Consider the following 24,407-nt stretch of genomic DNA (forward strand, 5'->3'; position numbering starts at 1 on the left):
GGGATCGTCAAGGTGGCCGGCCGCGTAGGCTGAGAGCCCGGGTCGCCTCGGCGTCGTGGTGTCCGTCGCCCGCCACCGGAGAGGCGACCCATCCCGACCCCCGATCCCGGAACCCTCGATCTCCATGCCCCACAGTCCTGTCTCACACTCCGTTCCCACCGTCGTCGTCACCGGCGCGAACGGGCTGGTCGGTGCCGCCGTCTGCGGGGCGCTCGCCGAGCGCGGTGCACACGTGCGGGCGATCGTCCGCCGCGCCGGCAGCGCCCCCGCCCAGCCGAATCTCGAGGAGATCGTCGGCGACTTCAGCGACGCCGGCGTCGCCGGCCGCGCCCTCGACGGTGCCGCGGCGGTCATCAGCACGGTCTACCCCATGGGCGCCGATGACCGCGCGACGCGGCAGCGCATCAGCGTCGACGGGACCGCGCGGCTCGCCACGCTCGCGGCGGCAGCCGGGGTCGCCCGCCACGTCCACATCTCGACCGCGGCGGTCTATGACCGCTCCTCGGAGGTCGGGGACATCGATGAGAGCGGCAGGCTCGTGAGCGACGACGCAAACGACTACGCGGTCACCAAGCGCGACACCGACCTCGCGATCGCAACGATCGGCGGGATCACCCGCGTGCTGCTGCGTCCCCCCGCGCTGCTCGGCCCCGGCCCCAGCTCGGTCTGGAACACCGTCCGCCCGCAGATGGTGGTCGACGACCCTGCGGCCCGTGCTGCGATCCCCGAGCAGACCTGGCCGTGGGTGCACGTCCGCGACCTCGCCGCACTCGCTGCCGATCTCGCGACCGGGGCGATCCGCGACGCAGACGACGTGAAGTCAGGTCCGGTTCCCGGCGGGTGTGTGCCCGTCAACGTCGCCGCCGCACCGGCGACCCAGCGTGACTACGTCGGGACCGTCAGCGCCGCCCTCGGACTGGAGCCGGAATGGCGCTCGGGTCCGGCCTGGACCGGTGCGCTGATCGCGACCCGGGCCCGGGGATGGGGCTGGAACCCCCAGGTCGGCCTTGAGGAGGCACTGGCCGAGCTCACCGCCGGCCTCCGTCCCGCCGCCTGACCGCTCGACCGGATCCGAACCAAGCCCCGCTCCGCCCGCCCGGCCGACCGCCGACCCGGCCCACGGACCCTGCTCTGATGCCTACGAGCTCCTCACCGAGCCAGTGGCAGGGCTTCTCACCGAGCCGGCGGCGGCAGTGACCCCGCTGCAGTGCCGCTCCCGCCTCCGACCAAACCCTTCAGTCTGAGTGCTTTCCCGCCGATCTTTCGGACATGTCGATTCACGTGCCCCACCTGCGAGCCCACCGGACGCCGTCCGTCTCGGTGCTTGAGTCGCTGTGGCTCGAGGACGGCCGGCGCATCTGTGTGCGCACCTGGCCGGGAACCGGGGATCAGACGATCGTCTTCCTGCATGGGCTGCTCGACTCTTCGGAGGGGTGGGCGGCCACCTGCGAGCGCCGCGATGGCGGCGACGGCCGGCCGACGCTGAGGCGGATCGCCTTCGATATCGCCGGGTTTGGCAACTCGGACCCGCCCACGTGCGGCTCGATCGACCTCTACGCCGAGGACATCATCGCCGGCCTCAACCAGCTCGGCGTCGAGCGCTTCGTTCTCGTCGGCCACTCCCTCGGCGGCGCGATCGCCACCCGGATCGCCGCCCTCATCCCCGACCGGGTCGAGTCACTGCTGCTCTTCGCTCCGGTCGGCTTTGGGCGGATTCAGCTCGCCGAACTGGCCGTTCGCCCCGGGGTGCTGCCCGTCGTCTCCCTCGGCATGCCCCTCGTGCTCACCAACCGCCGCCTCGTCCGCCTCGGCTACCGGCTGATGGTCGCCAACGGCACCCGACCCGAGGAGGAGCTGCTCGACCGGATCCTCCGGGCGGGCGGCCAGGTCGTCGCCGGTGCCCGGGAGGCGATCCGGGCGATCGCCCAGTCCGGCTCCGGCGTCGCCGGCGGTAGGCCCCTCGACTACACCGGACCGGTGATCGCGATCTGGGGGGATCGCGACCGGCTCGTGCCGCCCCGGCACCGATACGCCCTCCAGCGCGTCCTTCCCCAGGCTGAGGTCGAGGTGTGGTCCGGGATGGGCCACCACCCCCAACGTGAGCGGTTCGAGGACCTCCTCGCCGTGATCCGCCGGGTCGCCGGCTACGACCTGCGTCCGCCCGCCGAGTACGTCCGCGCCCAGGTCGGCGCCTGACCACCGGGACCGCCGGCCCCGTTGACCGGGTCCCGGCCCTCCGGCCACCCCAACCGGGACCGCCGGCCCCGTTGACCGGGTCCCGGCCCGCCGGCCACCCCAACCGGGGGCCCGGCCCGGCAGGCCGGGCCCGCCGTCGCTGCGCTGCGCTCAGCTCGGGACCATGTCGAAGGTGTCGGGGTCCGGGCCGGTCCGCTCGTCGCGGTTGAGCTCGCTGATCGCCGCCATCTCCGCATCGGAGAGGGAGAAGTCGAAGATCGCGATGTTCTCCCGGATCCGCTCGGGCGTGGCGGACTTCGGGAAGATGATGTGGTTGCGCTGCAGATGCCAGCGCAGGGTCACCTGGGCGGGGCTGCGTCCGTGGCGCTCGGCGATCTCGACAAGGGTCGCGTCCCCGAGCACCTTCCCCTGGGCGATCGGCGACCACGCCTCCACGCCGATCCCGTGCTCGTGGCAGTAGGCCGACAGGTCCGGCTGGGTGAGGTAGGGGTGCAGCTCGATCTGGTTGACCGACGGTGTCGGAGCACCCGCCCGGGCGAGCCCCTCGAGGTGGTGGATCTGGAAGTTCGAGACGCCGAGGGAGCGGGCCGCCCCGGACGTCGTCAGCTCCTGCATTGCCTCCCACGTGAGCGCCGGGTCGCTCAGCATCGCCAGCGGCCAGTGGATGAGAAAGAGGTCCATGTAGCCGCCGAGCCGTTCGGCCGAGCGGGCCCCCTCGGTGCGGGCCGCCGCGGGGTCGTGGAAGCGGTTGGAGAGCTTGGAGGTGACCCAGATCTCCTCACGGGGAATCCCAGACTCGCCGACCGCCGCCCCGACCTCGGCCTCGTTCTCGTACATCTCGGCGGTGTCGATGTGGCGGTAGCCCGCCTCGAGCGCGGTGAGGACGGCCGCCTTGGTCTCCGCCGGAGGGATCTGGAAGACGCCGAAGCCAAGCTGGGGGATGCGTGTCCCGTCGTTGAGATCGACGACGGGAACGCTGTGGGATGTCGTCATGGGAGGGATAACTACCCCCTGACGGCGCGGATCAGCCCTCGAAATCGAAGTCCGGCGGGGGCTTCTGCTCGAACCAGAGCCGGTCGTGGTCGGGAGTGTCGGCGAGGAACTCGGGGGTCTCCTCCAGCAGATCCGGACCCTCGGCGGGGGCGGGCTCGCCGCTCGAGTCCTCCTCATCGAAGATCCGCTCGACGTCATATTCGGCCGTCTGGCCCGGCTCGTGCTCGGGGCGGATCTGCAGCGGTGGCGGACCCCCGGCGTCGGTCGGCTCGGAGGAGGCAGCCGCCTGGTCAGATCGTGGTCGGCCCGTCTCGGGATCCGCCACGCCCATCTCATCGAGTGGGAGCGGAAGCACCGGCTCAGCCCCTGCGGACGGCTCGGCTGGGCCCGCCTCGGCCGCCGCGACGACCGGGTCGATCCCGATCCGGACATCGTCGCGGGGGTGCTCGGGGAAGGGGCCGTCGTCGGCGAACGGATCGTCCTCGGCGAAGGCGCCGCCGTCGTCGTGGTCATGGTCGTGTTCGTGCGAGCGCCGGTGAAACAGCCCGCGGAGGCGATGGCGCGGCTCCCGGGAGGACGTGATGTCGCCGGCGTGGAACTCGTCGAAGTCCGGGTCGCTGTAGTCGGGGGAGGCGATGCCGCGAGCCGGCTCGGCGGGGAATGCGTGCTCGGAGTCGGCGTCGCTGAGGCTGGGGTGCAGCATCGTCGGGGAGTCCGCCTCGCCGGGATCGGAATCGTCCGCTCCGCCACGATCGAAATCGTTTGCGTGCCCGGGCAGATCGCCGCCGGTGAAAGGGTCCGCCTCCGCGACGGTGAACTCGTCCTCGTCAGCGAAGTCGTCGTGGTCGGGGACAGTGTGAGCAAAGGCGGGCGGGGGCCCGTCCAATCCGCTCGGCATCGTCGGCTCACGCCGGACGGGACCGAGCGCTTCCCGTTCGGCGCGTTCGATCTCCGCCGGATCGGCGCCGCGTCGCCGTTTGAGATCGAGGTGCTCGCGGATCGCGTCGTCCAACAGGCCCATATCTCGAGAAAGCCTACCCGGCTCGGCCGCGGTTTTCAGATGTGAAAGAACCTATGCCGTTTGACGCGCGGATGGCACGCGGGATCCGTGTGAGCGAATCCGGCCTTGGGCCCGGACCGGTTCGGGCGGCGGTGGTCTCCGGCGGGGGCGCGCACTTCCGCCGAGCTCAGGAGGCGGCCGGCAGCCCGGCCGAGCGGACCGTGCGGTTCTTGCCCGTCCGCTTGGCCGCGTAGAGCGCGCTGTCGGCCTCGGCGATCAGCTCGTCCTTCGGTCCGGTGATCGAGGCGCTCACCCCGACTGAGGCGGTGACCCGCAGGTCCGGCCCGTCCCCGTCGACCCGTGTGATGCGCAGCTCGGCGACGGATGCTCGGATCCGCTCGGCGATCGTGAAGGCTCCGTCGAGGTCGGTATGGGGCAGGATCAGCGCGAGCTCCTCACCGCCGTAGCGGGCGGCCGTGTCCCCCTCCCGGCTCGTTTCGGCAAGCACGTGGGCGACCGCGCGCAGGACCGCGTCACCCTGGAGATGGCCGTGGGTGTCGTTGACCGCCTTGAAGTCGTCGAGGTCGAGCAGGATCAGCCCGACCGGGTAGTGGTAACGCCGCGCCCCCTCGAGCTCACGGTGCAGCACCGCTTGGAACTCGCCGTGGTTGGCGAGGCCGGTGAGGAGATCGGTGACGGCCTTGCGTTCGGCCTCATCGTGGAGGCGCACGTTGTCAAGGGCCCTCCAGGCCTGCCCGGCGAGGGAGCGGAACAGGGTCATGTCCTCGGCGCTGAACGGCCGTCCGCGCCGTCCGATCACCAGGGTCCCGTAGGCGAGTGCGCGCTGCGGGGTCGTCCCCATCCGGGCGGCGATCACGTACAGGTCGTCCCCCGAGGCCTCCCCGAAGCTCGCCTCGTTGAGGGCGATCCGCTCCGCCTCCATGATGAGCGGCCCGGCTGGGGTGAGGTCACCGCTCACCTGGCGGACCCGGAGCGGGGAGAGCTCGTCCTCACGCCGGGTGAGCCGGCCGAACTCCGCCTCCAGGCCGGTGATCGCCGTCTCCAGGGTGAGCGCCTCGAGCTGCTGGCGGTCGCGGCTGGACTCGAACGTCTCCCCGGTGCGCCGGATCGCCTCGCGCAGCCGTACCCGCTCGGCGTCGAGCCGGGCGATGTACTCCTCGAGCTGGTCCGACATCGTGTTGAACGCAGTCGCGAGGTGGGCGAACTCGTCCTGGCCTTCGACGGGTACGCGGACGGAGAAGTCGCGCGCGGCAAGCCGGGTGGCGGCGGCGAGGAACCGCTTGACCATCTCATTGAGCCCGCGGGAGGCAAGCCCGGCAAACCCGAAGGCGAGCAGGGCGAGGCCGCCGAGGAAGGCGACCGCGAGCACGTCCGAACCGGTGTTGGAGGCGGTCGAGGCGCGCAGGTTCGAGAGGACGACCAGTGTGATCGGCGCGCCGTCAAAGCCCGCCAGGCGACTGTCGCGGGCGGTCGCATACCGGGTTCCCGCGACGGTGACCTGGGTGGGCGCGGCGCCCGCCGGGAGGTGCCCGCGGAGGCTGCTGGCGAGGACCGTGGGACCGCGGCTCAGCACGGCGGCGCTGAGTGGCCCGGTGACGGCCTGGACGTACTGCCTCGCGGTGATCAGAGACGCGGTGACGGTCGTGTTGACCCGGCCGACGCGCAGGGCGACGACCCCCGGAGCGACCGCGCTGGCGCTCCCGTAGGTGGCGATCCGTCGCCCGTCCCGGATCACCTCGATCCGTACGAGCCCCGCCGCCCGTGCCGCCGCGGCGATCCGCGCCTGCACCCGGTCGGCGGGCAGGCGTGCGACCGCTTCAGCGACCGCCTCAGCGGCTCCGCGGGCGAGGCGTTCGTCGGCGGCGTAGACCCCGGAGGCGGCGGTGATCAGGCCGTCCGCCCGCGCCCCCGCCCGCCCCAGGCTCGTCGCGTCGATCAGGCGGAAGCCGAGCACGCCGATCCCGACGATCGGCACGAGGACCATCAGGACGAAGAAGGTCGTCAGGCGGTTAGCGAAGCTCATCGGCCCTCATCCACGGCAGGCTATCGGTCAATCCAACGGGTTTTGCAAGGGTTTGGGCAAGGTGGAGGCGGCCCGGAAGGGCTGGGGGGGCGTGCGCGGGACTCGGGGTTGTGGCCGGCGCTCCGAGGGTGGGCGAAGTCGGCCCGGAGGTCGGCGGCTCCGTGACGGGCTTTCGCCGCCGGTGGCGCTGGGGGTCGCTGCCGGCTGACCCCCAGCGGCGATCGCCTCCGTGGGCTCGGGCTACACTTCAGCGGTCGCGGGGCTATAGCTCAGTTGGTAGAGCGCCTGGATCGCACCCAGGAGGTCAGCGGTTCGAATCCGCTTAGCTCCACTGCCGCCGACCCACGCATGCACTCATGCATGCCAGCGCCGATGCCGATGAGGAGATATGCCTCGCGTCGCGGCAGATCCCGTTGGGCCGCCGGATGAGGACGCGGTCACCGCGATGACCCAAACGCCGTTGATGGCCCGCGCCTTGGCCTGCCTGTTCGCCGCCGGGGCCAGCCTCGCGGCGCTCACGCTTGCGCTTCCGCATTCGCCGCGCGTCAATGAGGCAGGGCTGGTGACGGTCATCGTGCTCGCGTATCTCATCGCTGCACTCCTGTTCTGGCGCAGCCAATCGATGTCGGCCGTGATCCCGCGGGGTGCCGTGGCCGCGGGAAGCACGCTGATCACGGCGGTGGCGTACTTCTCCGGTCAGACTCCGAGCCCCCTCATCTTCTTCTACCTGTGGGTCTTTCTCTACGTGGGCTACTTCCTGACCAGGCGGCAAGCAGCGGTTCAGATCGCCTTCGTCGGGCTCCTCTACGCCGCTCTGCTGGCGGCGGCTCCGCCTGTGGGCGGAGGCGGCGTCGAGTGGTGGCTGGTGGCCTTCGGGGCCCTGATCGTCGCCGCCGTCCTGATCGCGACGATGCGGGCGCGCAGCGAGCAGCTGATCGCCCGCCTGCATGACGCCGCGCGCACCGATCCACTGACGGGACTGTTGAACCGCCGGGGGTTCCGTGAGCTTCTCGACCTGGAGGTCGAGCGGGCGCGCCGGATGGGTGCTCCGGTCGCGCTGGTCACCGGAGACCTCGACCACTTCAAGCAGGTCAACGACCGTTGTGGTCATCCGGCGGGGGACGCGGCGCTGTGCCGGGCGGCTGAACTGCTGCGCGCCGGGGTGCGCCAGATCGACGGTGTCGCTCGTATCGGCGGAGAGGAGTTCGCGCTCGTGCTGCCCGGCACCGACCAGGAGGGCGCCGCCGCGGTGGCCGATCGGCTGCGCTGTGCCCTGGGGGAGGAGTTCCGCGCGGCCACGGTCCCGATCACGATCAGCTTCGGAATCGCCCTCTGTCCCGAGCACGGCGCCACGGCCGGGTCACTGTTGCAGGCCTGTGACGAGGCACTCTACGCCGCCAAGCAGGGCGGCCGTGACCGCGTCGTCTGGCATTCACCCGCCGTCGCCCGTCAGTTCCTCGACGGAGCGCGCGGGAACGACGTTCAGGAGGACCGCTTCGTTGCGGTCCTGCTCGAGTTGGCGACGACCGTCGACCTGCGCTTCAGCGGCAGCGCACGGCACTCCGAGACCGTCGGTCGCTACGCGGAGATGGTGTCGGTCGAACTCGGGCTGCCCGAGGAACGGGTCGCCCGGGTGCGCCTTGCGGGCCTGCTGCACGACCTCGGCAAGGTCGGTGTGCCCGACGCCATCCTGCAGAAGCCCGGCCGCCTCACGGAGGAGGAGTTTTCTTTGGTCAAGGAGCATCCAGCGCTCGGCGCTCAACTGCTCCAGCACCCGGGTCTCAGCGACGTCCGGGGCTGGGTGGCCGCCCACCACGAACGGCCGGACGGGCGCGGATACCCCCTCGGGGTGGGCGCCGACGCGATCGCGCTCGAGGCGCAGATCGTCGCGGTCGCGGACGCATATGAGGCGATGACCAGCGACCGACCCTACCGCCGTGCGATCGGGCGCGACGCCGCCATGGCCGAGCTCCGGCGCGGAGCCTCCACCCAGTTTGACCCGAAGGTCGTCACCGCCTTCCTCCGCGTCCTCGAGCGAGAGGCCCGCAGAATCGACATGCTGTTCAGGGCCGCCCTGGACGACGAGCTCCGGTCAGGCGCGCGAAGCGCTCGCGCATAGCGTGGGTCGCGCGCCCATCGCGTGTCTCCCGCGCTGACCGGGATGGGAGCCTCCACGACCGCGGCCGTGGCTGTCGGGAGCTCGTCTGCCTGACCGCGGTGACCTCCGTCGCCACAGCGCCGCGCTCACAGACTCTCAACCTCGATCCAGCCGTCGGTTGGTAGCGTTTTGACCGTGTTCCTCCGCGCCAGAGCCCTCGTTGTCGCGGCGGTCGCCGCTGTCGCCGTCATCGTCATCGTGGTCATCACCGCCTCCGCCGGCGGTGCCCCGCGGGTGACGAGCCATCGCTGTGCGAGCGTCGTGCTCAACCAGATCTCCGGGGCGGAGAGCTTCGACGTCAAGGCGCGTGGCATCTCATGCGCGACGGCGGCCACGGTCGAGCGTGGTGATGACGCTCGCGCCGCCAAGAGCGTGCTCGCCAAGCACGGCGCACACACCGCGACCGTCTCCTTCAGCGGGTGGCGCTGTGTCAACGGGCGGCGCTTCTTCGCCGGCGCCGTCCCCTACGGCGCGGTCTCCTGCCGCGCCTCCCACGGGCGCGCGCTGAGCTTCAACTTCCAGAACACCTGATCTCCGGACAGGCTCGTCGCCGGGTGGCGGCGGACGGGCCCCAGGCAGGCGGCCGACTCCGTGTTCGACCGGGGCCGTGATCGGCCGGGGTGTCGCCGCTCGGGCGCTCCCTGACGCGCGCTGCTCCCGGTCGCAGTACTTCAGATCAATGGAGTTGCATGTGAGCGCTCGAGCGTGGTATGGTCGCGGCTGTCACAACAATGTGCATTGATATGAGCTTGACGATCGACCCGACCACCACGACCGCCGCGACCACCGAGAGCGGCCGGCCGCGCCGCGCGCCCGGCCCGGCGGCGGCGGACTGCTGCGTCCCGTCCGGTGAGGTGGAGGTGTTCGCCGGCGCCGGCCGGATCGCTGAGCTCGCCAAGGCGCTGTCGGATCCGCTGCGGGTGCAGATCGTCGATCTGCTGTGCTCCAGCGAGCAGGAGGTCTGTCAGTGCGAGCTGATTCCCCGCTTGCAGATCACCCAGCCGTTGCTCTCCCATCACATGCGCAAGCTCGTCGACGCCGGCCTGATCGAGGTCCAGCGCCGCCACCGCTGGGCCTACTACCGCGTCAACCGGGCGGCTCTCGCCGAGCTCGCCGACTGGCTCGGATGAACCCGTCGTCCCGTCCCGTCCCCGGATGCCCGTCTTCTGCTCTGCGTTCCCCACACCGACCCGAGGTTGAACTGACATGTCCTCTCTCACCCACCCCGCATCCGAGTCGAACCCGTCCGCGCCGGCCGGTCACGCGCTTGAACTGTTCGAGCCGGCCATGTGCTGTGAGACCGGCGTCTGCGGGCCGGCCGTCGACCAGTCGCTGATCACCCTGCGTGAGGACCTGCGCTGGGCCGGTGAGAACGGTGCGACGGTCGCCCGGCACAACCTCGCCACCGATCCGGACGCCTTCGTCGCGAGCCCGAAGGTGACGGGGCTGATCGCGGCCTTCGGGGAACGGGCGCTGCCGGCGCTCGTGCTCGACGGCGAGATCGTCCTCCACGGCCGCTACCCGAGCCGGGACGAGCTCGCCGGGTTCCTCTCGGCACCGGTCGAGGCCGACCCGGCCGCCTCGGGGGGCGGCTGTGGCTCGAGCGGATGCTGTTGATGTCCCTGCCGCCGGCCGCTGAGATCGAGCCCCTCGACTGGGCCGCGTGGGGGACGCGCTACCTGTTCTTCACCGGCAAGGGCGGCGTCGGCAAGACGACGACGGCGAGTGCGGTCGCCGTCGCCCTCGCCGACGCCGGTCAGTGGACGCTGCTCATCTCGACGGACCCGGCCTCCAATCTCGACGATGTCTTCGGGATCCGGGCGGGCGCTGAGCCGACCCCGATCCCCGGTGTCGCCGGTCTCAGCGTTGCCAACCTCGACCCCGAGCAGGCGGCCGCCGCCTTCAAGGAGCGTGCCGTCGCCCCGTACCGCGGGGTGCTGCCTGACGCGGCGATCGCGAGCATGGAGGAGCAGCTGTCCGGGGCCTGCACTCTGGAGGTCGCCGCCTTCAACGAGTTCACCGCCGTCCTCGCCACGCCGGAGGCGGCCGCCGGGTATGACCATGTCATCTTCGATACGGCGCCGACCGGGCACACGTTGCGGCTGCTCACCCTCCCGGGCGCATGGTCGGGCTATGTGAGCGACCACCCGGCGGGTGCGAGCTGTCTGGGCCCACTCGCCGGGCTCGACCAGCGCCAGGAGCAGTACGCCGCGGCCGTCACGACGCTGGCGGATCCGGCGTCGACAACCCTCGTGCTCGTCACCCGCGCGGAGGGGTCGGCGCTCACCGAGGCCGCCCGCGCGAGCACCGAGTTGGCGGCGCTCGGGGTGGCCAACCAGCGTCTTATCGTCAACGGTCTCCTCCAGGATCCCGGTGATGACCGGGTCGCGCGCCGGTTCGCCGAGCGCCAGACCGCCGCACTCGCCGGCGCCCCGGCGGCGCTCGCCGATCTCCCCGTCGCCGGCGTGGCCTTGAGCGCTGCCGAGATGACCGGCGTCGCCGCTCTGCGCCGGCTCGTCGCTGGGGACACCGCCTCCGCCACGTCCGCCGTCGGCCCTGCAGACGACCCTGTCGCCGGCGGCGCCCCCGGGCCGTTCGGCCTCCCCGAGCTGATCGATGCCCTCGACGACGCCGGCCACGGCGTTGTGATGACGATGGGCAAGGGTGGGGTCGGCAAAACGACGATCGCCGCCGCCCTCGCCCTCGCGCTCAGCGAGCGCGGGCACGAGGTGACCCTGTCAACGACCGATCCCGCCGCCCACCTCACCGCCGCGCTCGCCGGCGCCGAGCATCCCGGACTGCGCATCGAGCGGATCGACCCGGTCGCGGAGACCGCCCGCTACGCAGCCGAGGTGTTCGAAGCCGCCGCCGGGCTCGACGCGGCTGGCCGCGCGCTGCTGGAGGAGGACCTCCGCTCCCCCTGCACGGAGGAGATCGCCGTGTTCCGCGCGTTCGCGCGCACCGTCGACGCCGCCCGTAAGCGCGTCGTCGTGCTCGACACCGCGCCGACCGGCCACACCCTGCTCCTCCTCGACGCGACCCAGAGCTACGAGCGCGAGGTCAAGCGCAGCAACGCGGAGGTCCCGGCGGAGGTGTCCGGGCTGCTCGGTCGCCTGCGCGACCCGGCGTTCGCCCGGATGCTCGTCGTCACCCTCCCCGAATCGACCCCGGTGCTCGAGGCCGAACGGCTCCAGAACGACCTCATCCGCGCCGGGATCCGGCCGTATGGCTGGATCATCAACGCAGCGATGGTGGCGACCGGAAGCGGCCACCCGACGCTCGCGGCGCGGGCGGCGGCCGAACGGCGCCAGATCGCCGCCGTCGCTGGGGTCGCCGACCGGGTCTGGCTCGTCGGCTGGCAGCCCGACCCGCCCGTCGGCCGGGCCGGGCTCAGCGCCCTGGCCGATCTCCCCGACCCGGCCGCCGAGCCGGCCCCCCTCCTCACCGGGGTGCGCTGATGTCGACCCAGCTCGACCCCGCGCGTCCGCTCCCCGCCGACCCGGAGGCGGCCGCGGTGATCGCCCGGCTGTCGACCCTCGACCGGTTCCTGCCGGTGTGGATCGCCCTCGCGATGGCGGCCGGCCTGGGACTCGGCTCCCTCGTTCCCGGCCTCAACCGGACGCTCAGCTCGGTGCAGATCACCGGCACCTCCCTGCCGATCGGGATCGGCCTGCTCGTGATGATGTACCCGGTCCTCGCCCGTGTCCGCTACGAGCAGATCGGCCGCCTCGGCGCCGAGCGGCGATTGCTCGTCTCCTCGCTCGTGCTCAACTGGCTGATCGGCCCGGCGCTGATGTTCGCCCTCGCCTGGCTGTTTCTCGCCCACCATCCCGCCTACCGGACGGGGCTGATCATGGTCGGGCTCGCCCGCTGCATCGCGATGGTGCTGATCTGGTCCGAGCTCGCCTGCGGGGACCGGGAGGCGACCGCGCTGCTCGTGGCGATCAACTCGCTCTTTCAGATCGTCGCCTACAGCCTGCTCGGCTACTTCTACATCACCGTGCTGCCCGGCTGGCTCGGGCTCCACAGTGAGGGGTTCCACGTCGGCCTGTGGCCGGTCGCCCGCACCGTCCTCATCTTCCTCGGGATCCCGCTCGCCGCCGGGTTCCTCACCCGCCGAGCGGGCCTCGCGACCCGGGGTCGGGAGTGGTATGAGGAGCGCTTCCTGCCGCGCATCGGCCCGCTCGCCCTGTACGGGCTGCTGTTCACGATCGTGCTGCTGTTCGCCCTCCAGGGCCATGAGATCACCCACCACCCGCTCAACGTGATCGAGATCGCGCTGCCGCTGCTCGTCTACTTCGCGGTGATGTTCAGCGTCAGCTTCGGCTGGGGCAGCCTGCTCGGGCTCGGCTACGCCCGCACCGCGACGCTCGCCTTCACCGCGGCGGGCAACAACTTCGAACTCGCCATCGCCGTTGCGATCGGTGTCTTCGGCGCGACATCCGGGGAGGCGCTCGCCGGGGTCGTCGGCCCGCTGATCGAGGTGCCCGTCCTCGTCGGCCTCGTCTACGTCGCCCTGTGGGCGCGCCGCTTCTTCAGTTCCACCCCCGCTCTGACCCCGACCCGGTCCGGCGCGCTCGCCGGCCAGGAGGTATGAGCTGATGGCCACCGTCCTGTTCGTCTGCCTGCACAACGCCGGGCGCTCCCAGATGAGCGCCGCCCTGTTCGAACGGGCCGCCGGGGGCCGCCACCGCGCCCTCAGTGCCGGCAGCGAGGCCGACCCGAACGGGCAGGTCCACCCGCCGGTGGTGACCGTGATGGATGAGCTCGGCATCGACCTGTCACAGCGCCGCCCCCAGCGCCTCACCCAGGAGCTCGCCGAGGCCGCCGACGTCGTCGTCACGATGGGCTGCGGGGACGCCTGCCCCTACATCCCCGGCAAGCGCTACCTCGACTGGGAGCTGACCGACCCCAAGGGCCGTCCCCTCGCGGAGGTGCGCGCGATCCGCGATGAGATCGCCGCCCGGGTGGAGGGGCTCCTGCGCGAACTCGACCAGGTTCCGGCCTGAGCCTCGCCCCGCGGGCTCACGGGAACGCTCGATCCGGACGCCGGCCTGTGAGCCGGCGTCCGGGCCGGGCCGGCCAGGGGCGCGGGCTTGGCCTCGATCGCGGGTGGGCGGTCGGCGGCATCGGGCGGTCCTAGCCGCCGGGCGGCCACGCCCGGGTCGAGCGGGGGCAGGCGTCGCTGATCGCGACGGGAACGCTGAAGCGCATTCGGGTGCCCTGCTCGGCGGGGGCGACCCAGATCCTGCCGCCGTGGGCGTGCACGATCGCGCGGGCGACCGACAGTCCGAGGCCCGCCCCCGGTTCTGACCGTGACCCGTCGCCTCCGCGCTCGAACGACTCGAAGATCCGCTCCCGGTCGCCGGTCGGAATGCCCCGGCCGCGGTCCTCGACCTCGACCTCGACCATGTCGGCGAGGCTCTCGGCGCGGACGACGACGGTGCCGTCGGCAGGTGAGTGGCGGATGGCGTTCTGGATCAGGTTGAAGAGGACGCGCTGAAGCTTCTCGGGGTTGGCCTGGACCGGCGCGAGGGACGTCGGCAGCTCGAGCGCCATGCGCACACCCTTGGTGTCGGCGTCAGCCCGCATCGCCGCGACGGTCTTGGTGACGAGCTCCTCGACGGCGACCCGCTCGAGGGTCCAGGAGATGTCGCCGGCCTCCAGGCGCGAGATCTCGAACAGGTCGTCGATGAGGCCCGACAGCGCCCGGATGTGGGTGCACATCCGGCGGACGTACTCGCGCCGCAACTCGCCGTCGACGAGGTCGTCGTTGATCGCGCCGGCGAGCAGCGCGAGGGAGGTGACCGGGGTGCGCAGGTCATGGGAGGCGTGCGCGACGAGGTGGCGGCGGGCGTCCTCGGACCGCTCGCGGGCCGCCTCCCCGGCGGCGAGCCGGCCGGCCATCGCCGCGGTTTCGGCGGCGAGCTCGCGCAGTTCGGTCGCGCTCGTCACCGCCAGGCCGAGGGACCGTTCCCCCTGTCCGACGGCGCGGATCCCGTCTCGGATCGTCGTGACGTCGCGGGTCAGCTCGGCGGCGAGCCGGCCGGCCGCCGCGACGCCGAGGACCCCGGCGAGGGCGGCGATGACCCCGACGAGCGTCGCGTCCGCCCCGGCGACGAACATCGCCAGCCCAAGGACGACGAGCGCCGCGACGAGCGGGGCGATCACGAGCAGGATGACGAGGTTCAGTTGGGTGGCCAGCGTCGTCGTGTGTCCGTTCCGGTGGCGTCTGAGCACGCACGCGGTGCCCGCCACGGTGACCGCCCCGACGCCGAGCAGAACGGCGAGCACGACGGTGGTGGTGGCGACGCCGAGGGCGAACAGGCTGACCGCGAGCGCCGCGACGGTGGTGGCGGTCGCGGCGATCCGGAAGGTGACGCCCCGGGGCAGTCGCGTCATGGCCGGAAGCGGTAGCCGACGCCCCAGACGGTCTGGAGGTAGCGCGGCTCGGTCGGGTTCTCCTCGAGCTTGGCCCGCAGGCGCCGGACGTGGACGGTCACCGTCGAGGTGTCGGTGTAGAACGAGTACTGCCAGACGGCCTCCATCAGCTGTTCACGGGAGAACACCTGGCCGGGGTGGCGGACGAAGAACAGCAGCAGGTCGAACTCGCGGACGGTGAGGGCGACCTCGACGCCGTCGACGAGGACCCGGCGCGAGCTCGGGTCGACCCAGACGTTGGCGACCTCGATCGCCGGTTCACGCTCGAGCACCCGGTGGACGCGTCGCAGCACGGTGTCGATCCGGGCGATCAGCTCGGCCGGGAAGAACGGCTTGACGACATAGTCGTCGGCGCCGAGCCGCAGGCCGGTGATCCGGTCGGACTCCTCCCCGCGGGCGGTGAGGAGGATCACCGGCGGCGGCTCGGTCCCGGCCAGCTTCGCCTGCTCGCGGAGCCGGCGCATCACCTCGAGGCCACCGAGGTGGGGAAGCATCAGGTCGAGCACGATCGCGTCCGGCTTGAGCTCTGCGGCGGGGCTGAGCGCCTCATGGCCGTCCGCGGCGGTATGGGCGCTGTAGCCGCCGCGCAGGAGGTAGCGGGCGACGACCTCCGTGATCGTCGGCTCGTCATCGACGACGAGCACGGCACCGCGCGCTCCCGGAGCTGTGCCGCCGGCGGGGTGGGCGGCCTCGATCATCGCGCCGCGCCGGTCGACGGAGGGGCGCTCGGTCCGGTGCGGACGGGTCCGGTCGTGCCCGCTCCGGCGGCGCGGGCGAACTGCGCCATCCCCTCAGCGAGGGACACCTCGGCGGAGAACCCGAGCCGGGTACGGGCGCGGTCGGCGGAGGCGAACACGTGCCGGACGTCGCCGAGCCGGAACTCGCCGGTCACCTCGGGCCGCGGCCCGTCCGGGCGGGTGGCGGCGAGCGCCTGCGCGAGCTCGAGGACGCTGTGGGGGTCGCCGGTGGCGACGTTGAAGGGACCGGGGACGGGCTCAGGGGCGGTGAGAGCGATCCGGTTGGCGCGGGCGACATCGCGGACGTGGATGAAGTCGCGCAGCTGGCGGCCGTCCTCGAACACCCGGGGTGCCTCCCCGCGCTCGAGGGCGCTGGCGAACAGGGACGCGACACCGGCGTAGGGGGTGTTGGCGGGCATCCGCGGTCCGTAGACGTTGTGGTAGCGCAGGGCGGTGACGGGCACCCCGGTCTCCCGGGCGAACGTGAAGGCGAGGTGCTCCTGATGCAGCTTCGTTGCCGCATACACGTTGCGGGGGTCAGCCGGCGCGTCCTCACTCACCGCCTCGGGCTCCAGCGGTCGTGCACACGCCGGGCAGGGCACGTCAAAGCGGCCGCCGGCGAGGTCCTCGCGGGTGCGTGGCGGCGCCGCCTGGGGCCCGCAGGCGGGGCAGCGGTAGCGGCCCTCGCCGTAGACGACCATGCTCGAGGCGAGCACGAGACGGCCGCGGAAGCGACGGCGCGCCATCTCGGTGAGCAGCACCGCGGTGCCACCATCGTTGTGGCTGACGTAGTCGGGCATGTCCCCCAGGTCGACTCCGAGGCCGACCATCGCCGCCTGGTGGCAGACCGCGTCGACCCCGGCGAGCGCGGCGGCGGTCACCTCCCGGTCGCGGAGATCACCGACCCGGACGTCGACCCCGTCGCGGCCGGCGCCCCCGTCCACCGAGCTCTCGGCGTCTCCCGTGTGCGGGCGCAGGTCGAGGATCCGGACCTCATGGCCGGCTTCCAGAAGCACGTCGCGGATGTGGGAGCCGATGAACCCGTGCCCCCCCGTGAGGAGGATCATCTCCCAGGACCGTACCGGTCCGGTCTTGTCGGTGGCGCACGGGGGCGGCGGCATTCCCAAAACGTTAAGAAGTTCCGCCTAGCGTTGATCGGCTGTGCGCGAGATCGACGTGATCCTGCCGGTGCTCGATGAGGCCGAGGCCCTGCCCGGCGTGCTCGACGCCTTTCCCGCCGGCTTCCGCCCGCTCGTGGTCGACAACGGCTCAAGCGACGACTCGGCCGCCGTCGCCCGGGGCCGGGGGGCGCGGGTGATCAGCGAGCCGCGGCGGGGGTTCGGGGCGGCCTGCTGGGCCGGTCTGCAGGCCGCTGAGAGCGAGCTGGTCTGCTTCATGGACGCCGACGGCTCCCTCGATCCGCGGGAGCTGGCGACCGTCTGTGCCCCGCTGATCTCCGGCGGGGCCGATCTCTGCCTCGGCGCCCGCCGCCCCGATCCGGGCGCCTGGCCGCCGCACGCGCGGCTCGCCAACCGGCTGATCGCCTGGGAGCTGTCGCGCCGCTGTGGCGTCCGCCTCCGCGATCTCGGGCCGATGCGCTGTGCCCGCCGGGCCGGGCTGCTCGAGCTCGGGCTGACCGACCGCGCCTTCGGCTGGCCGCTCGAGATGGTGCTGTCCGCCGCCGCGCAGCGCTGGCAGATCGTCGAGGTGACCGTCGCCTACCACCTGCGGACGGGGGGTCAGTCGAAGGTGAGCGGCAGCCTGAGCGGCAGCCTGCGGGCCGCCCGGGACATGTCCCGGCTGCTGAGCGGGCTCTGAGCTCAGACGAACCGGCCCCGACGCTGGATCAGGCGAGCGCAGGATCAGGCGCCCGCAGGATCAGGCGACCGCCCGCCGGAACAGGCGGACGTTGCGGTCCCGCGGGGTGCCGGCGAAGCGGAAGGGACGTCCGCCCTGGGCGTCGAGGTTGGCGAGCTGGCGGCTGACCGACCCGAGCGCGCCGTCGTCGACGTGATCGAGCATCCAGGTGTCGAGCACGACCCCGCCACCGCTCGTCTCAGAGAGGACGAGCGCGCGGGACTGCTGGGGGAAGTCGATCAGGGAGCTCGTCGTGATCATCCAGTAGCCACCCGCCGGGCTCGGACGGGCGGCGATCCGGTTGCGGTGCGTGTGCCCGGCGAGGCAGGCGACGACGCGCGGAAAGCGATCCATCACCTCGAGCAGCCGCTCCCCGCCCTCCGTCGAGCCCGCGAGCGGCTGGTGGGTGACGACGATCACCCACCGGTCTCCGGCGGCGGCGAGTTGCTCGGCCAGCCACGCCGGCTGTCCGGGCACCACGAGCCCGCCGGATCCGCCGTCGCGCCGGGTCACGTCGAGGACGACGAGCCGGACGGCGGCCCCGATGTCGCGGACGCCGTCGAGGCGGCCCCCGACGGTGGGACTGGGGCGACCGGGGCCGGCCGCGGCCGCCGTCAGGCGGTCGGCGACCGTGAAGGCCAGTTCGGCCCGGGTCGGGTCGGCCCCGACCGTCACCGTCGGCCCGGCGAGAGCCTGGGCGAGGAAGGCGGCGACGAAGCGCGGGTCCGGTGGGCCGTCCGGGGAGCCGGACGGGTTGAGCCGGAACCCCGCGGGAAGGTGCAGGTGTGGGGGTGGCTGCCACAAAGCCCGGTCGCCGACCGCCAGTGCCCGGGTGACCGGGGTGGGGACGAGCTCTCCGGCGACGAGGGCGTCGTGGTCACCGAGGACCGGCACCCACGGCCGGTCGAGCCCGGGGACGCTCAGCGGGGCGACGGCGGCCCGGAGCAGCCCCGGGTGCCGTGGGGCGTCGATGTCGGGCCGGTAGTAGAACGGGTCGGGGTCGCTGGAGAGCTGCACGCCGTCATAGCCGTCGGGGCCGCTCCCGGGGTGAACCGTGCCGCCGGCGAGGACGGTGAGCGCGTGGGCGAGCTCGTTGGCCTGGTTGTTGTCGACGAGGTCGCCGCCCTCGATCACGAGCTCCGGCGCGAAGGCCCGGATCGCGTGGACGGCCCCGGCGAGCACCTGGACGGTGAGCGTCTCCTGGGGGCGGAAGGTCGACTGCAGCGGCGGCCCGAACCGGGCGAGGAACGGCACCCGGGCCGGGGAGGACGCGTCGAGGACGTGGGCGTCGGTGAGGTGGGCGATCCGCGCCAGTGCCGCGCCGACCGGGCGGGCCGGGCCGAGCTCGACCCGGGCCCGCAGGGGCTCTCCCGGCCCGACCTGCAACTGCCCGGTGCCCGGGTCGACCCACGTCGAGGCGAGCGTCGACCCGTCGGCGGCGGGCCGGCGGGGGCTCCCACAGCCGGTGAGGAGGAGGGCGCCCGCGCCGCCGGCGGCGGCGAGCAGCGCCTCACGCCGGTTCAACCGCCGGGCGGTCATCGGGCGAGCCCGGCGAGGACGGGTTCAGCGAGGGCGCGGCGGGTCACCGCCCACACGGCGATCGCGCCGGCGAGCGCGAGGCCGGCGAGGACGGCGAGCACGTCAACCCGGGTGGGCGCGAGATCGAGGGAGGCATAGCCGGCGGCGAGGCGGGCGAGTGCGGGTCCGAGCAGCCACGCCTCCGCGAGCACCCCGAGGGCGGCGGCCGGAGCGATCAGGGTGACGACGGCGCCGCTGAGCAGACGCGCGATCGCGCCGGGGCTCGCTCCGCAGGCCCGCAGGACCGCCACGGTTGAGCGGCGTTCCTGCACCGTCAGCGCGCAGGCCTGCAGGAGCGCGTAGAGACAGACGAGCCCGTCGAGGACGGCGACGGCGCGGAGGATCGTCGTGAGGACCGCCACGAGCGGCGCGCCGCGGGCGACCGCGCCGGCGGTGAGGGTGGGCGGAAACCCGATCCGGCGCATCTCCGCCGACACGGTGGCCGTCGACGCACGCGGGGCCAGCAGCACGGCGATCTGCTCGGGGGCGGCCGGGTCGGCGCGCAGCAGGACCGCGGCCGGCAGGTAGGCGACGAGCCCCTCATAGGCGAGTGAGTTGACGGTGCCGGAGACCCGCAGGTCAAGTTGACGGCCAGAGGGAAGCTCCAGCAGCAGCGCCGAGCCCGGGGCGAGCCCGAGCGCGTCGGCGAGCCCGACCCCGACCTCCGCCTGATCGGCGCCATGGGGGCGCCGGCCAGCGGCGAGCGGTGGCGCCTCAAAGCGACTGAGCTGGCGGGGGTAGGCGACGACGTCAACGAGCTCCCCGAGCTCGTAGGCATCGACGGCGGTCAGCTCATAACGCGGTTCGGCGGCGGCCACCCCGGGCAGCCGGGCGATCCGGGCGGCTGCCGCCGCCGGTGCGGCGGCAGTGAGCTCATAGCGCTTGCCCAGCTCCTGGGGGTCGGTCTCCAGCGAGCTGAGCGTTCCGGCGAGGGCGATCATCAACAGGATGAACGCGGTCGAGCTGGCGAGCATCGCCACGGTTGCCACGAGCCGGGCCGGGCGGGCGGCGACGAGTCGCACGCCGAGCCCGGTCAGGCCGCCGCCCCCACGGGCAGGCCAGGGGAACCGCGGCCGGGAGGTGGCGACGTCGGTGCCGCGCAGCAGGCCGATCACCGGCCCGCGCGTCACCCGCCAGGCCGGCCAGGCGGCGCCGAGGACCGGGACGGCGACGCTGAGGGCCCAGGACCCGAGCAGCGGCAGGATCAGCCCGGCCCCGGGCGCCGGCTCGTTGAGCAGTGACAGGAGACGTCCGCTCGCCCCATGGGTGGCGAGAAAGCCGGCGAGCGTCCCGACCGTCGCCGCCGGGACCGCGACGAGCGCCACCTCCAGGCCCTGGCCGGCCGCCAGCGCCCACCGGCCCGCCCCGAGCGCCCGGCGGATCCCGATCGACCGCAGCCGTCGCTGCACCTCCGCGCGAGCGGCGGCGCCGAGCATCACCGCCGCGGTGACGAGGGCGATCACCGACAGCGCGACGAGCAGGTCGATGACGAGGCCCGCCGCCTGGCTGATGAGAACCTGCACGCCGGCGCGGGTGGAGAACTTCAGGCCGCGCAGCCCGTAGCTCTCATCCCGCGCCTGGACGAGCACCTCATCGACGAGCCGGGGGTCGCGCAGCCACACCTCGGCGAAGTTGACCGGACCGACCGTCGGGATGCCGAAGCGGGCGACGAGCTGGGCGCGGGTGAGGTAGAAGCGGGGAGCGCCGAGGGGATAGCCGACGTCGTCAGGCCCCTCGGCGTAGCCGACGACCCGCTCGGGACCGAGGCCGCGAACGTCCAGCTCGTCCCCGATCGCGATCCCCCACGCCTGGGCCCAGGCGGTCTCGACGAGGACGTCGGGCGCCCCGCCGGCCGGCAGGCGGTGGCCGGCGACGACGGCGAACCCCTGGCGCCGGCCCGGTCCGAGGACCTCGGCGACCGCCGTCCCGGAACGGTGGGCGCCGAAGCGGACCCCGACGCTCGTGATCTCGCTGCGCAGCGCAAAGCCGGAGACGTCGGGCAGGGCGGCGAGCTTGGCGGCGACGGTCCGCGCGCTCTCCGGGTCAAAGCGGATGATCAGGTCGCCGAGGTCGGCGCGCGCGCTCGCCCGGGCAAAGCCGCCGCCGAGCCCGTCGGTGATGACGACGGCGGCCGACAGCATCGCGGCGGCAAGCAGGACCCCAGCGGCGGTGAACAGCGCCCGCCGGGGTGAGCGGGCAAGCATCCGCAGGGCGTCGCCGAAGCGCCGGCGCCGCCCGCGGGAGCCGCCGCCCGGCGTGGCGCTCACCGCCGCTGCGCTCCCGCGCCTGCGCCGACGAGCTCGCCGTCCTCGAGGGTGAGGACGCGGTCGGCGATCGCCGCCGCCTCCGGCTCGTGGGTGACGAGCAGGACCGCCCGGCCCGTCATGTGCGCCAGCAGTTCGAGCACGGTCGCCCCGTTGGCGGCGTCGAGGCTGCCGGTCGGCTCGTCGGCGAGGATCACCTCCGGGTCGTTGACGAGCGCCCGGGCGATCGCAAAGCGCTGCTGCTCACCCCCGGAGAGCTCGTGGGGGCGGTGCGCGGCGACCGCACGGAGGCCGAGCTCGTCGATCAACGCCTCAGCCCGGCGGACCCCGCCGGCAGGGGCGCCGGGGAGGCGGGTGGGAACGAGCACGTTCTCGCGCCCGCTCAGCTCGTCGATGAGCTGGAACTGCTGGAAGACGAAGCCGATGTGACCCAGCCGGATCCGGTCCTGGGCGCGGGCGCGGGCGCCCGTCAGCCGCTCCCCGGCGATCGTGATCTCCCCCTCGTCGGGAGGGTCGAGGCCGCCGAGGAGGTGCAGAAGGGTCGACTTGCCGCTGCCGGAGCGGCCGAGCACGGCGACGACCTCACCGGCGTCGACGGACAGGTTGACGCCGGAGAGGACCCGACGGGCGGCACGACCCGTCCCGACGGCCTTGACGAGTCCTCGCGCCTCGATGACGGCCACGACCAGACTCTACGGTGTGCTCGTGTCGCGCCTGGACGAGAGTCGGAGGACGGCGCTGAGGGCGAACAGCCCCGCGGTGAGCACAAGCCAGCGCAGCAGATACCCCTGTTCGCGGATCCCGCTCAGCTGCTCGGCCGTGTGGGCGCCGAAGCCGAGCACGGTCGGGAAGGTGGCGAGCAGGACGAGTCCCGAGATGAGGGCGGGGACGCGCAGGAACACGGCAAGGTGGGGGTGGAGTCGCCCGATGCTGTGGCGGTCCAGCAGGCTGTAGAGCGGCAGGGCGACGAGGTCGTGCAACAGGACCGCGGCGGCGAACCAGATGAGGACCGACATCAGATCCCCCGGGCGCTGGGTCCAGCCGATCACCGCCGCGGCGGCGATCGCCAGGCACGCCGCGCTGAGGAGCAGATGCCCGGGGCCGGCGCCGTAGCGGCGCCACAGGGCCCTCACGCCGGCTCCGGCTGGAAGTGGATCGATCGCACCCACTTGGTGCAGTGCACGCCCGGGACCGCCGGGCCGATCACCCGGGCGGGGAAGCCATGGTCGAGGTCGAGGGGCACTCCATTGACGGCGAGGGCGAGCAGGGTGCGCGGGTCGGCCACCTCCTCGTGGCCGAGCGTCGCCTGCCCGTAGGTGCCCGGGGCGACCGACACGGAGGTGGCGCTGAGGCGGCCGTGGGCGCCGGTGAGGGCAGCCAGGTCAGCGAGCGCCACCCCGGTCCAGCGCTGGGTCGTCGACCAGCCCTCGACGCAGGCGATCGGCAGGTCGTAGGTGTGCTGGGGGAGGGCGAGCAGCTCCGCGCGGCTGAGGGTCACCGAGCGCGGGCCACTCACCGTCAGGCGCCAGTCGGCCCCGAGCAGCCGGGCCGCCGACAGGCCGCTCTGGGCCCAGGTTCGGTTGACCTGGAAGCCGAGCGGTCCGGACCGGTGGGCGCCGCGCGGGAGCAGGAAGGCGAGGGGGCGCAGCGGTCCGCCGAGTGAATCGCCGACCCCCTGGAGGAGCAGGATCACCGAGGCGGCCCCGACGGCGCCGAACAGGGCGCGCCGCGGCATCGTCGGCGCGCTCGGGTTGGGCGCGACGAGCGGGTGCTCCGGCCGGGGCGCGGCCCCCGGGCCGACGACGGCCGCGAGCTCCTCCCGGGTCGCCAGCGAGCGGCGCATCGTCGAGAACTTCACGCCGACGTGGAAGATGAGGGCGCCGATGAACACCCAGCCGCCGTAGTAGTGGGCCTGGGGGAAGGAGAACGGGAAGGCGTACCAGTACTGGATGTCGAGGATGCCGGTGGCGAACTCGAACAGCGCGCCGCCGACGAGCAGGGCGAGGCTGAGGCGCTCGAGGACGTGGGCGGGGCTGCGCACCGGCGGCCACTCGAACAGCTTCGGGATGACCGACCACAGCTTGACGAGCACGACCGGGAAGAGGGCGAGCCCGAGTGAGACGTGGACGCCCTGGGTGAGCGCGTACAGCCAGCTCGGCGAGGTCGGCCACCCGAACAGGTAGATGTCGAGCGGCCCGTGGATGTTGCGGCCGAGCGCGTTGGCGCCCAGTCCGGGCTGGTAGGCGTCGTTGGAGAGCAGCCCGGTGATCGCGACGACCGGCAGGCCGATGAGCAGGACGAGGCCGAGGATCGCCGTCAGCTGCGGGGAGCGCAGCGGGCTGCGCCAGAACGTCGGCCGGAACGGTCCGGGTGGGGGCGACATGTCAGACAGTCGAGGGGGCATCGCGCCTGAGCCTGTCAGGTGCACGGCGGCCTGTCAGCGGCCCGCGGGCCGCTGTTTCTCTTTCGTAAGAACTCATCCGTTCAATCGGCGTGGTGAGCCCAACGCTGATCGTCCTGGCCAAGGAGCCGCTGCCCGGCCAGGTCAAGACCCGGTTGTGCCCTCCCTGCCGGCCCGAGGATGCCGCCCGCCTCGCCGGGGCCGCCCTCACCGACACGCTCACCACGGTGAGGGCAACGTCCGCGACCGACCGCGTGCTCGTCTTCGCCGGCGATCCGCACCCGTGGCTCGTCCCCGGCGTTCGCTCGCTGCCCCAGCGCGGCGGCGGTCTCGGCGAACGTCTCCAGGCCGCCTTCGACGACGTCGGTTCGCCGGCGCTGCTGATCGGCATGGACACCCCCCAGGTCACCCGCGCCCAGCTCGACCGTGCCCTCGCCGCGCTCGCGCAGGCGGACGCGGTGATCGGACCGACCGAGGACGGCGGCTACTGGTGCATCGGCCTGGCCAGGCCGGCGCCGGGGGCCTTTGCCGGCGTTCCGATGAGTACGGCGACGACGTGTGCGCGCCAGCTCGACCGCCTCGCCGCGCTCGGCCTGACCGTCTCGATCCAGGACCGGCTGCGTGACGTCGACACCTTCGCCGACGCTGAGACCGTTGCCGCCGAGACGCCCGGATCGCGCTTTGGCGCCTGCTTCGACGCGGTGCTCGGGGCGTTGATGACGGGACCGAGTCGTTGAG

The 24,407-nt window shown here is 73.1% G+C and carries 22 protein-coding genes and 1 tRNA gene; 12 read left to right on the forward strand and 11 right to left on the reverse strand.

Annotated elements, in window-relative coordinates; all coding sequences use genetic code 11:
- Positions 1 to 124 precede the first annotated feature (124 nt).
- Both M3M55_RS03830 and M3M55_RS03835 read left to right on the forward strand, forming a co-directional pair.
- Positions 125 to 1,057 (forward strand): NAD(P)-dependent oxidoreductase, encoded by a 933-nt coding sequence (locus M3M55_RS03830; protein WP_249011503.1) that lies wholly within the window; start codon positions 125 to 127, stop codon positions 1,055 to 1,057.
- Positions 1,058 to 1,269: 212 nt separating this feature from the next.
- Entirely contained in the window at positions 1,270 to 2,196 is a 927-nt protein-coding gene (locus tag M3M55_RS03835; RefSeq protein WP_249011504.1) for an alpha/beta fold hydrolase, read from the forward strand.
- A 150-nt stretch (positions 2,197 to 2,346) separates the two neighbouring features.
- Here M3M55_RS03835 and M3M55_RS03840 read toward each other — a convergent pair whose 3' ends face one another.
- From M3M55_RS03840 to M3M55_RS03850, 3 genes are all read right to left on the reverse strand, one after another.
- Positions 2,347 to 3,189 (reverse strand): aldo/keto reductase, encoded by an 843-nt coding sequence (locus M3M55_RS03840; protein ID WP_249011505.1) that lies wholly within the window; start codon positions 3,187 to 3,189, stop codon positions 2,347 to 2,349.
- A gap of 31 nt (positions 3,190 to 3,220) precedes the next feature.
- On the reverse strand, positions 3,221 to 4,210 hold the full coding sequence (locus M3M55_RS03845) for a hypothetical protein (RefSeq protein ID WP_249011506.1): 990 nt from the start codon (positions 4,208 to 4,210) through the stop codon (positions 3,221 to 3,223).
- A 166-nt stretch (positions 4,211 to 4,376) separates the two neighbouring features.
- A complete protein-coding gene (locus M3M55_RS03850; protein WP_249011507.1) occupies positions 4,377 to 6,233 on the reverse strand; it encodes a diguanylate cyclase in 1,857 nt (618 codons plus the stop codon).
- Between the two features lie 258 nt (positions 6,234 to 6,491).
- On the opposite strand from M3M55_RS03850, the gene M3M55_RS03855 reads away from it, so the two are divergent.
- From M3M55_RS03855 to M3M55_RS03890, 8 genes are all read left to right on the forward strand, one after another.
- Positions 6,492 to 6,564: transfer RNA gene (locus tag M3M55_RS03855), tRNA-Ala, on the forward strand.
- A 57-nt stretch (positions 6,565 to 6,621) separates the two neighbouring features.
- Positions 6,622 to 8,352: a diguanylate cyclase gene (locus tag M3M55_RS03860; RefSeq protein ID WP_249011508.1), complete on the forward strand. Its 1,731-nt coding sequence runs from the start codon at positions 6,622 to 6,624 to the stop codon at positions 8,350 to 8,352.
- A 174-nt stretch (positions 8,353 to 8,526) separates the two neighbouring features.
- Positions 8,527 to 8,922 carry a hypothetical protein gene (locus tag M3M55_RS03865; RefSeq protein WP_249011509.1) on the forward strand — a complete coding sequence of 132 codons (396 nt, stop codon included), beginning with the start codon at positions 8,527 to 8,529 and terminating at the stop codon, positions 8,920 to 8,922.
- 212 nt (positions 8,923 to 9,134) lie between these two features.
- Complete coding sequence (locus tag M3M55_RS03870) at positions 9,135 to 9,521, forward strand: helix-turn-helix transcriptional regulator (RefSeq protein ID WP_249011510.1); 387 nt, start codon at positions 9,135 to 9,137, stop codon at positions 9,519 to 9,521.
- A 76-nt stretch (positions 9,522 to 9,597) separates the two neighbouring features.
- Positions 9,598 to 10,008: an arsenite efflux transporter metallochaperone ArsD gene (gene arsD / locus M3M55_RS03875; protein WP_249011511.1), complete on the forward strand. Its 411-nt coding sequence runs from the start codon at positions 9,598 to 9,600 to the stop codon at positions 10,006 to 10,008.
- Positions 10,008 to 11,849, forward strand: a complete 1,842-nt coding sequence (gene arsA / locus M3M55_RS03880) for an arsenical pump-driving ATPase (RefSeq protein WP_249011512.1) — start codon at positions 10,008 to 10,010, stop codon at positions 11,847 to 11,849. Before arsD ends, arsA begins: the two co-directional genes overlap by 1 nt.
- Positions 11,849 to 12,988 carry an ACR3 family arsenite efflux transporter gene (gene arsB, locus M3M55_RS03885; RefSeq protein WP_305883314.1) on the forward strand — a complete coding sequence of 380 codons (1,140 nt, stop codon included), beginning with the start codon at positions 11,849 to 11,851 and terminating at the stop codon, positions 12,986 to 12,988. Before arsA ends, arsB begins: the two co-directional genes overlap by 1 nt.
- 4 nt (positions 12,989 to 12,992) lie before the next feature.
- A complete protein-coding gene (locus M3M55_RS03890) occupies positions 12,993 to 13,400 on the forward strand; it encodes an arsenate reductase ArsC (protein ID WP_249011513.1) in 408 nt (135 codons plus the stop codon).
- A 130-nt stretch (positions 13,401 to 13,530) separates the two neighbouring features.
- On the opposite strand, the gene M3M55_RS03895 is transcribed toward M3M55_RS03890, so the two are convergent.
- The 3 genes from M3M55_RS03895 to M3M55_RS03905 are packed head-to-tail and all read right to left on the reverse strand — an operon-like array spanning position 13,531 to position 16,636.
- Entirely contained in the window at positions 13,531 to 14,793 is a 1,263-nt protein-coding gene (locus tag M3M55_RS03895) for a sensor histidine kinase KdpD (RefSeq protein WP_249011514.1), read from the reverse strand.
- On the reverse strand, positions 14,790 to 15,530 hold the full coding sequence (locus M3M55_RS03900) for a response regulator transcription factor (protein WP_249011515.1): 741 nt from the start codon (positions 15,528 to 15,530) through the stop codon (positions 14,790 to 14,792). The genes M3M55_RS03895 and M3M55_RS03900 overlap by 4 nt, the downstream gene beginning before the upstream one ends.
- A complete protein-coding gene (locus M3M55_RS03905) occupies positions 15,527 to 16,636 on the reverse strand; it encodes an NAD(P)-dependent oxidoreductase (protein ID WP_249011516.1) in 1,110 nt (369 codons plus the stop codon). Before M3M55_RS03905 ends, M3M55_RS03900 begins: the two co-directional genes overlap by 4 nt.
- Before the next feature lie 103 nt (positions 16,637 to 16,739).
- Here M3M55_RS03905 and M3M55_RS03910 point away from each other — a divergent pair, with 103 nt between their 5' ends.
- Positions 16,740 to 17,387, forward strand: coding sequence for a glycosyltransferase family 2 protein (locus tag M3M55_RS03910; RefSeq protein ID WP_371878794.1), 648 nt, complete (start codon positions 16,740 to 16,742; stop codon positions 17,385 to 17,387).
- Between the two features lie 60 nt (positions 17,388 to 17,447).
- Here M3M55_RS03910 and M3M55_RS03915 read toward each other — a convergent pair whose 3' ends face one another.
- The 5 genes from M3M55_RS03915 to M3M55_RS03935 are packed head-to-tail and all read right to left on the reverse strand — an operon-like array spanning position 17,448 to position 23,651.
- The gene (locus tag M3M55_RS03915; protein WP_249011518.1) at positions 17,448 to 18,965 is read right to left on the reverse strand and encodes a metallophosphoesterase; all 1,518 of its coding nucleotides are present in this window, start codon (positions 18,963 to 18,965) and stop codon (positions 17,448 to 17,450) included.
- On the reverse strand, positions 18,962 to 21,271 hold the full coding sequence (locus M3M55_RS03920) for an FtsX-like permease family protein (RefSeq protein ID WP_249011519.1): 2,310 nt from the start codon (positions 21,269 to 21,271) through the stop codon (positions 18,962 to 18,964). Before M3M55_RS03920 ends, M3M55_RS03915 begins: the two co-directional genes overlap by 4 nt.
- On the reverse strand, positions 21,268 to 21,951 hold the full coding sequence (locus M3M55_RS03925; protein ID WP_249011520.1) for an ABC transporter ATP-binding protein: 684 nt from the start codon (positions 21,949 to 21,951) through the stop codon (positions 21,268 to 21,270). The genes M3M55_RS03920 and M3M55_RS03925 overlap by 4 nt, the downstream gene beginning before the upstream one ends.
- Before the next feature lie 9 nt (positions 21,952 to 21,960).
- Positions 21,961 to 22,401, reverse strand: a complete 441-nt coding sequence (locus M3M55_RS03930) for a hypothetical protein (protein ID WP_249011521.1) — start codon at positions 22,399 to 22,401, stop codon at positions 21,961 to 21,963.
- Positions 22,398 to 23,651 (reverse strand): molybdopterin-dependent oxidoreductase, encoded by a 1,254-nt coding sequence (locus tag M3M55_RS03935; protein WP_249011522.1) that lies wholly within the window; start codon positions 23,649 to 23,651, stop codon positions 22,398 to 22,400. Before M3M55_RS03935 ends, M3M55_RS03930 begins: the two co-directional genes overlap by 4 nt.
- Before the next feature lie 113 nt (positions 23,652 to 23,764).
- Here M3M55_RS03935 and M3M55_RS03940 point away from each other — a divergent pair, with 113 nt between their 5' ends.
- A complete protein-coding gene (locus M3M55_RS03940; protein ID WP_249011523.1) occupies positions 23,765 to 24,406 on the forward strand; it encodes a TIGR04282 family arsenosugar biosynthesis glycosyltransferase in 642 nt (213 codons plus the stop codon).
- The last annotated feature ends 1 nt before the right edge of the window (position 24,407 follow it).

The organism is Conexibacter sp. DBS9H8 (genome assembly GCF_023330685.1).
Classification (GTDB): domain Bacteria; phylum Actinomycetota; class Thermoleophilia; order Solirubrobacterales; family Solirubrobacteraceae; genus Palsa-465.

Bases quoted from the DNA above. Each gene is read 5' to 3' on its own strand.
- M3M55_RS03860 (WP_249011508.1), top strand. From the start codon at position 6,622: ATGCCTCGCGTCGCGGCAGATCCCGTTGGGCCGCCGGATGAGGACGCG.
- arsA (WP_249011512.1), top strand. From the start codon at position 10,008: ATGTCCCTGCCGCCGGCCGCTGAGATCGAGCCCCTCGACTGGGCCGCG.
- M3M55_RS03935 (WP_249011522.1), bottom strand. From the start codon at position 23,651: ATGTCGCCCCCACCCGGACCGTTCCGGCCGACGTTCTGGCGCAGCCCG.
- M3M55_RS03890 (WP_249011513.1), top strand. From the start codon at position 12,993: ATGGCCACCGTCCTGTTCGTCTGCCTGCACAACGCCGGGCGCTCCCAG.
- M3M55_RS03895 (WP_249011514.1), bottom strand. From the start codon at position 14,793: ATGACGCGACTGCCCCGGGGCGTCACCTTCCGGATCGCCGCGACCGCC.
- arsB (WP_305883314.1), top strand. From the start codon at position 11,849: ATGTCGACCCAGCTCGACCCCGCGCGTCCGCTCCCCGCCGACCCGGAG.
- M3M55_RS03840 (WP_249011505.1), bottom strand. From the start codon at position 3,189: ATGACGACATCCCACAGCGTTCCCGTCGTCGATCTCAACGACGGGACA.
- M3M55_RS03850 (WP_249011507.1), bottom strand. From the start codon at position 6,233: ATGAGCTTCGCTAACCGCCTGACGACCTTCTTCGTCCTGATGGTCCTC.
- arsD (WP_249011511.1), top strand. From the start codon at position 9,598: ATGTCCTCTCTCACCCACCCCGCATCCGAGTCGAACCCGTCCGCGCCG.
- M3M55_RS03845 (WP_249011506.1), bottom strand. From the start codon at position 4,210: ATGGGCCTGTTGGACGACGCGATCCGCGAGCACCTCGATCTCAAACGG.
- M3M55_RS03835 (WP_249011504.1), top strand. From the start codon at position 1,270: ATGTCGATTCACGTGCCCCACCTGCGAGCCCACCGGACGCCGTCCGTC.
- M3M55_RS03830 (WP_249011503.1), top strand. From the start codon at position 125: ATGCCCCACAGTCCTGTCTCACACTCCGTTCCCACCGTCGTCGTCACC.
- M3M55_RS03915 (WP_249011518.1), bottom strand. From the start codon at position 18,965: ATGACCGCCCGGCGGTTGAACCGGCGTGAGGCGCTGCTCGCCGCCGCC.
- M3M55_RS03905 (WP_249011516.1), bottom strand. From the start codon at position 16,636: ATGATCCTCCTCACGGGGGGGCACGGGTTCATCGGCTCCCACATCCGC.
- M3M55_RS03900 (WP_249011515.1), bottom strand. From the start codon at position 15,530: ATGATCGAGGCCGCCCACCCCGCCGGCGGCACAGCTCCGGGAGCGCGC.
- M3M55_RS03870 (WP_249011510.1), top strand. From the start codon at position 9,135: ATGAGCTTGACGATCGACCCGACCACCACGACCGCCGCGACCACCGAG.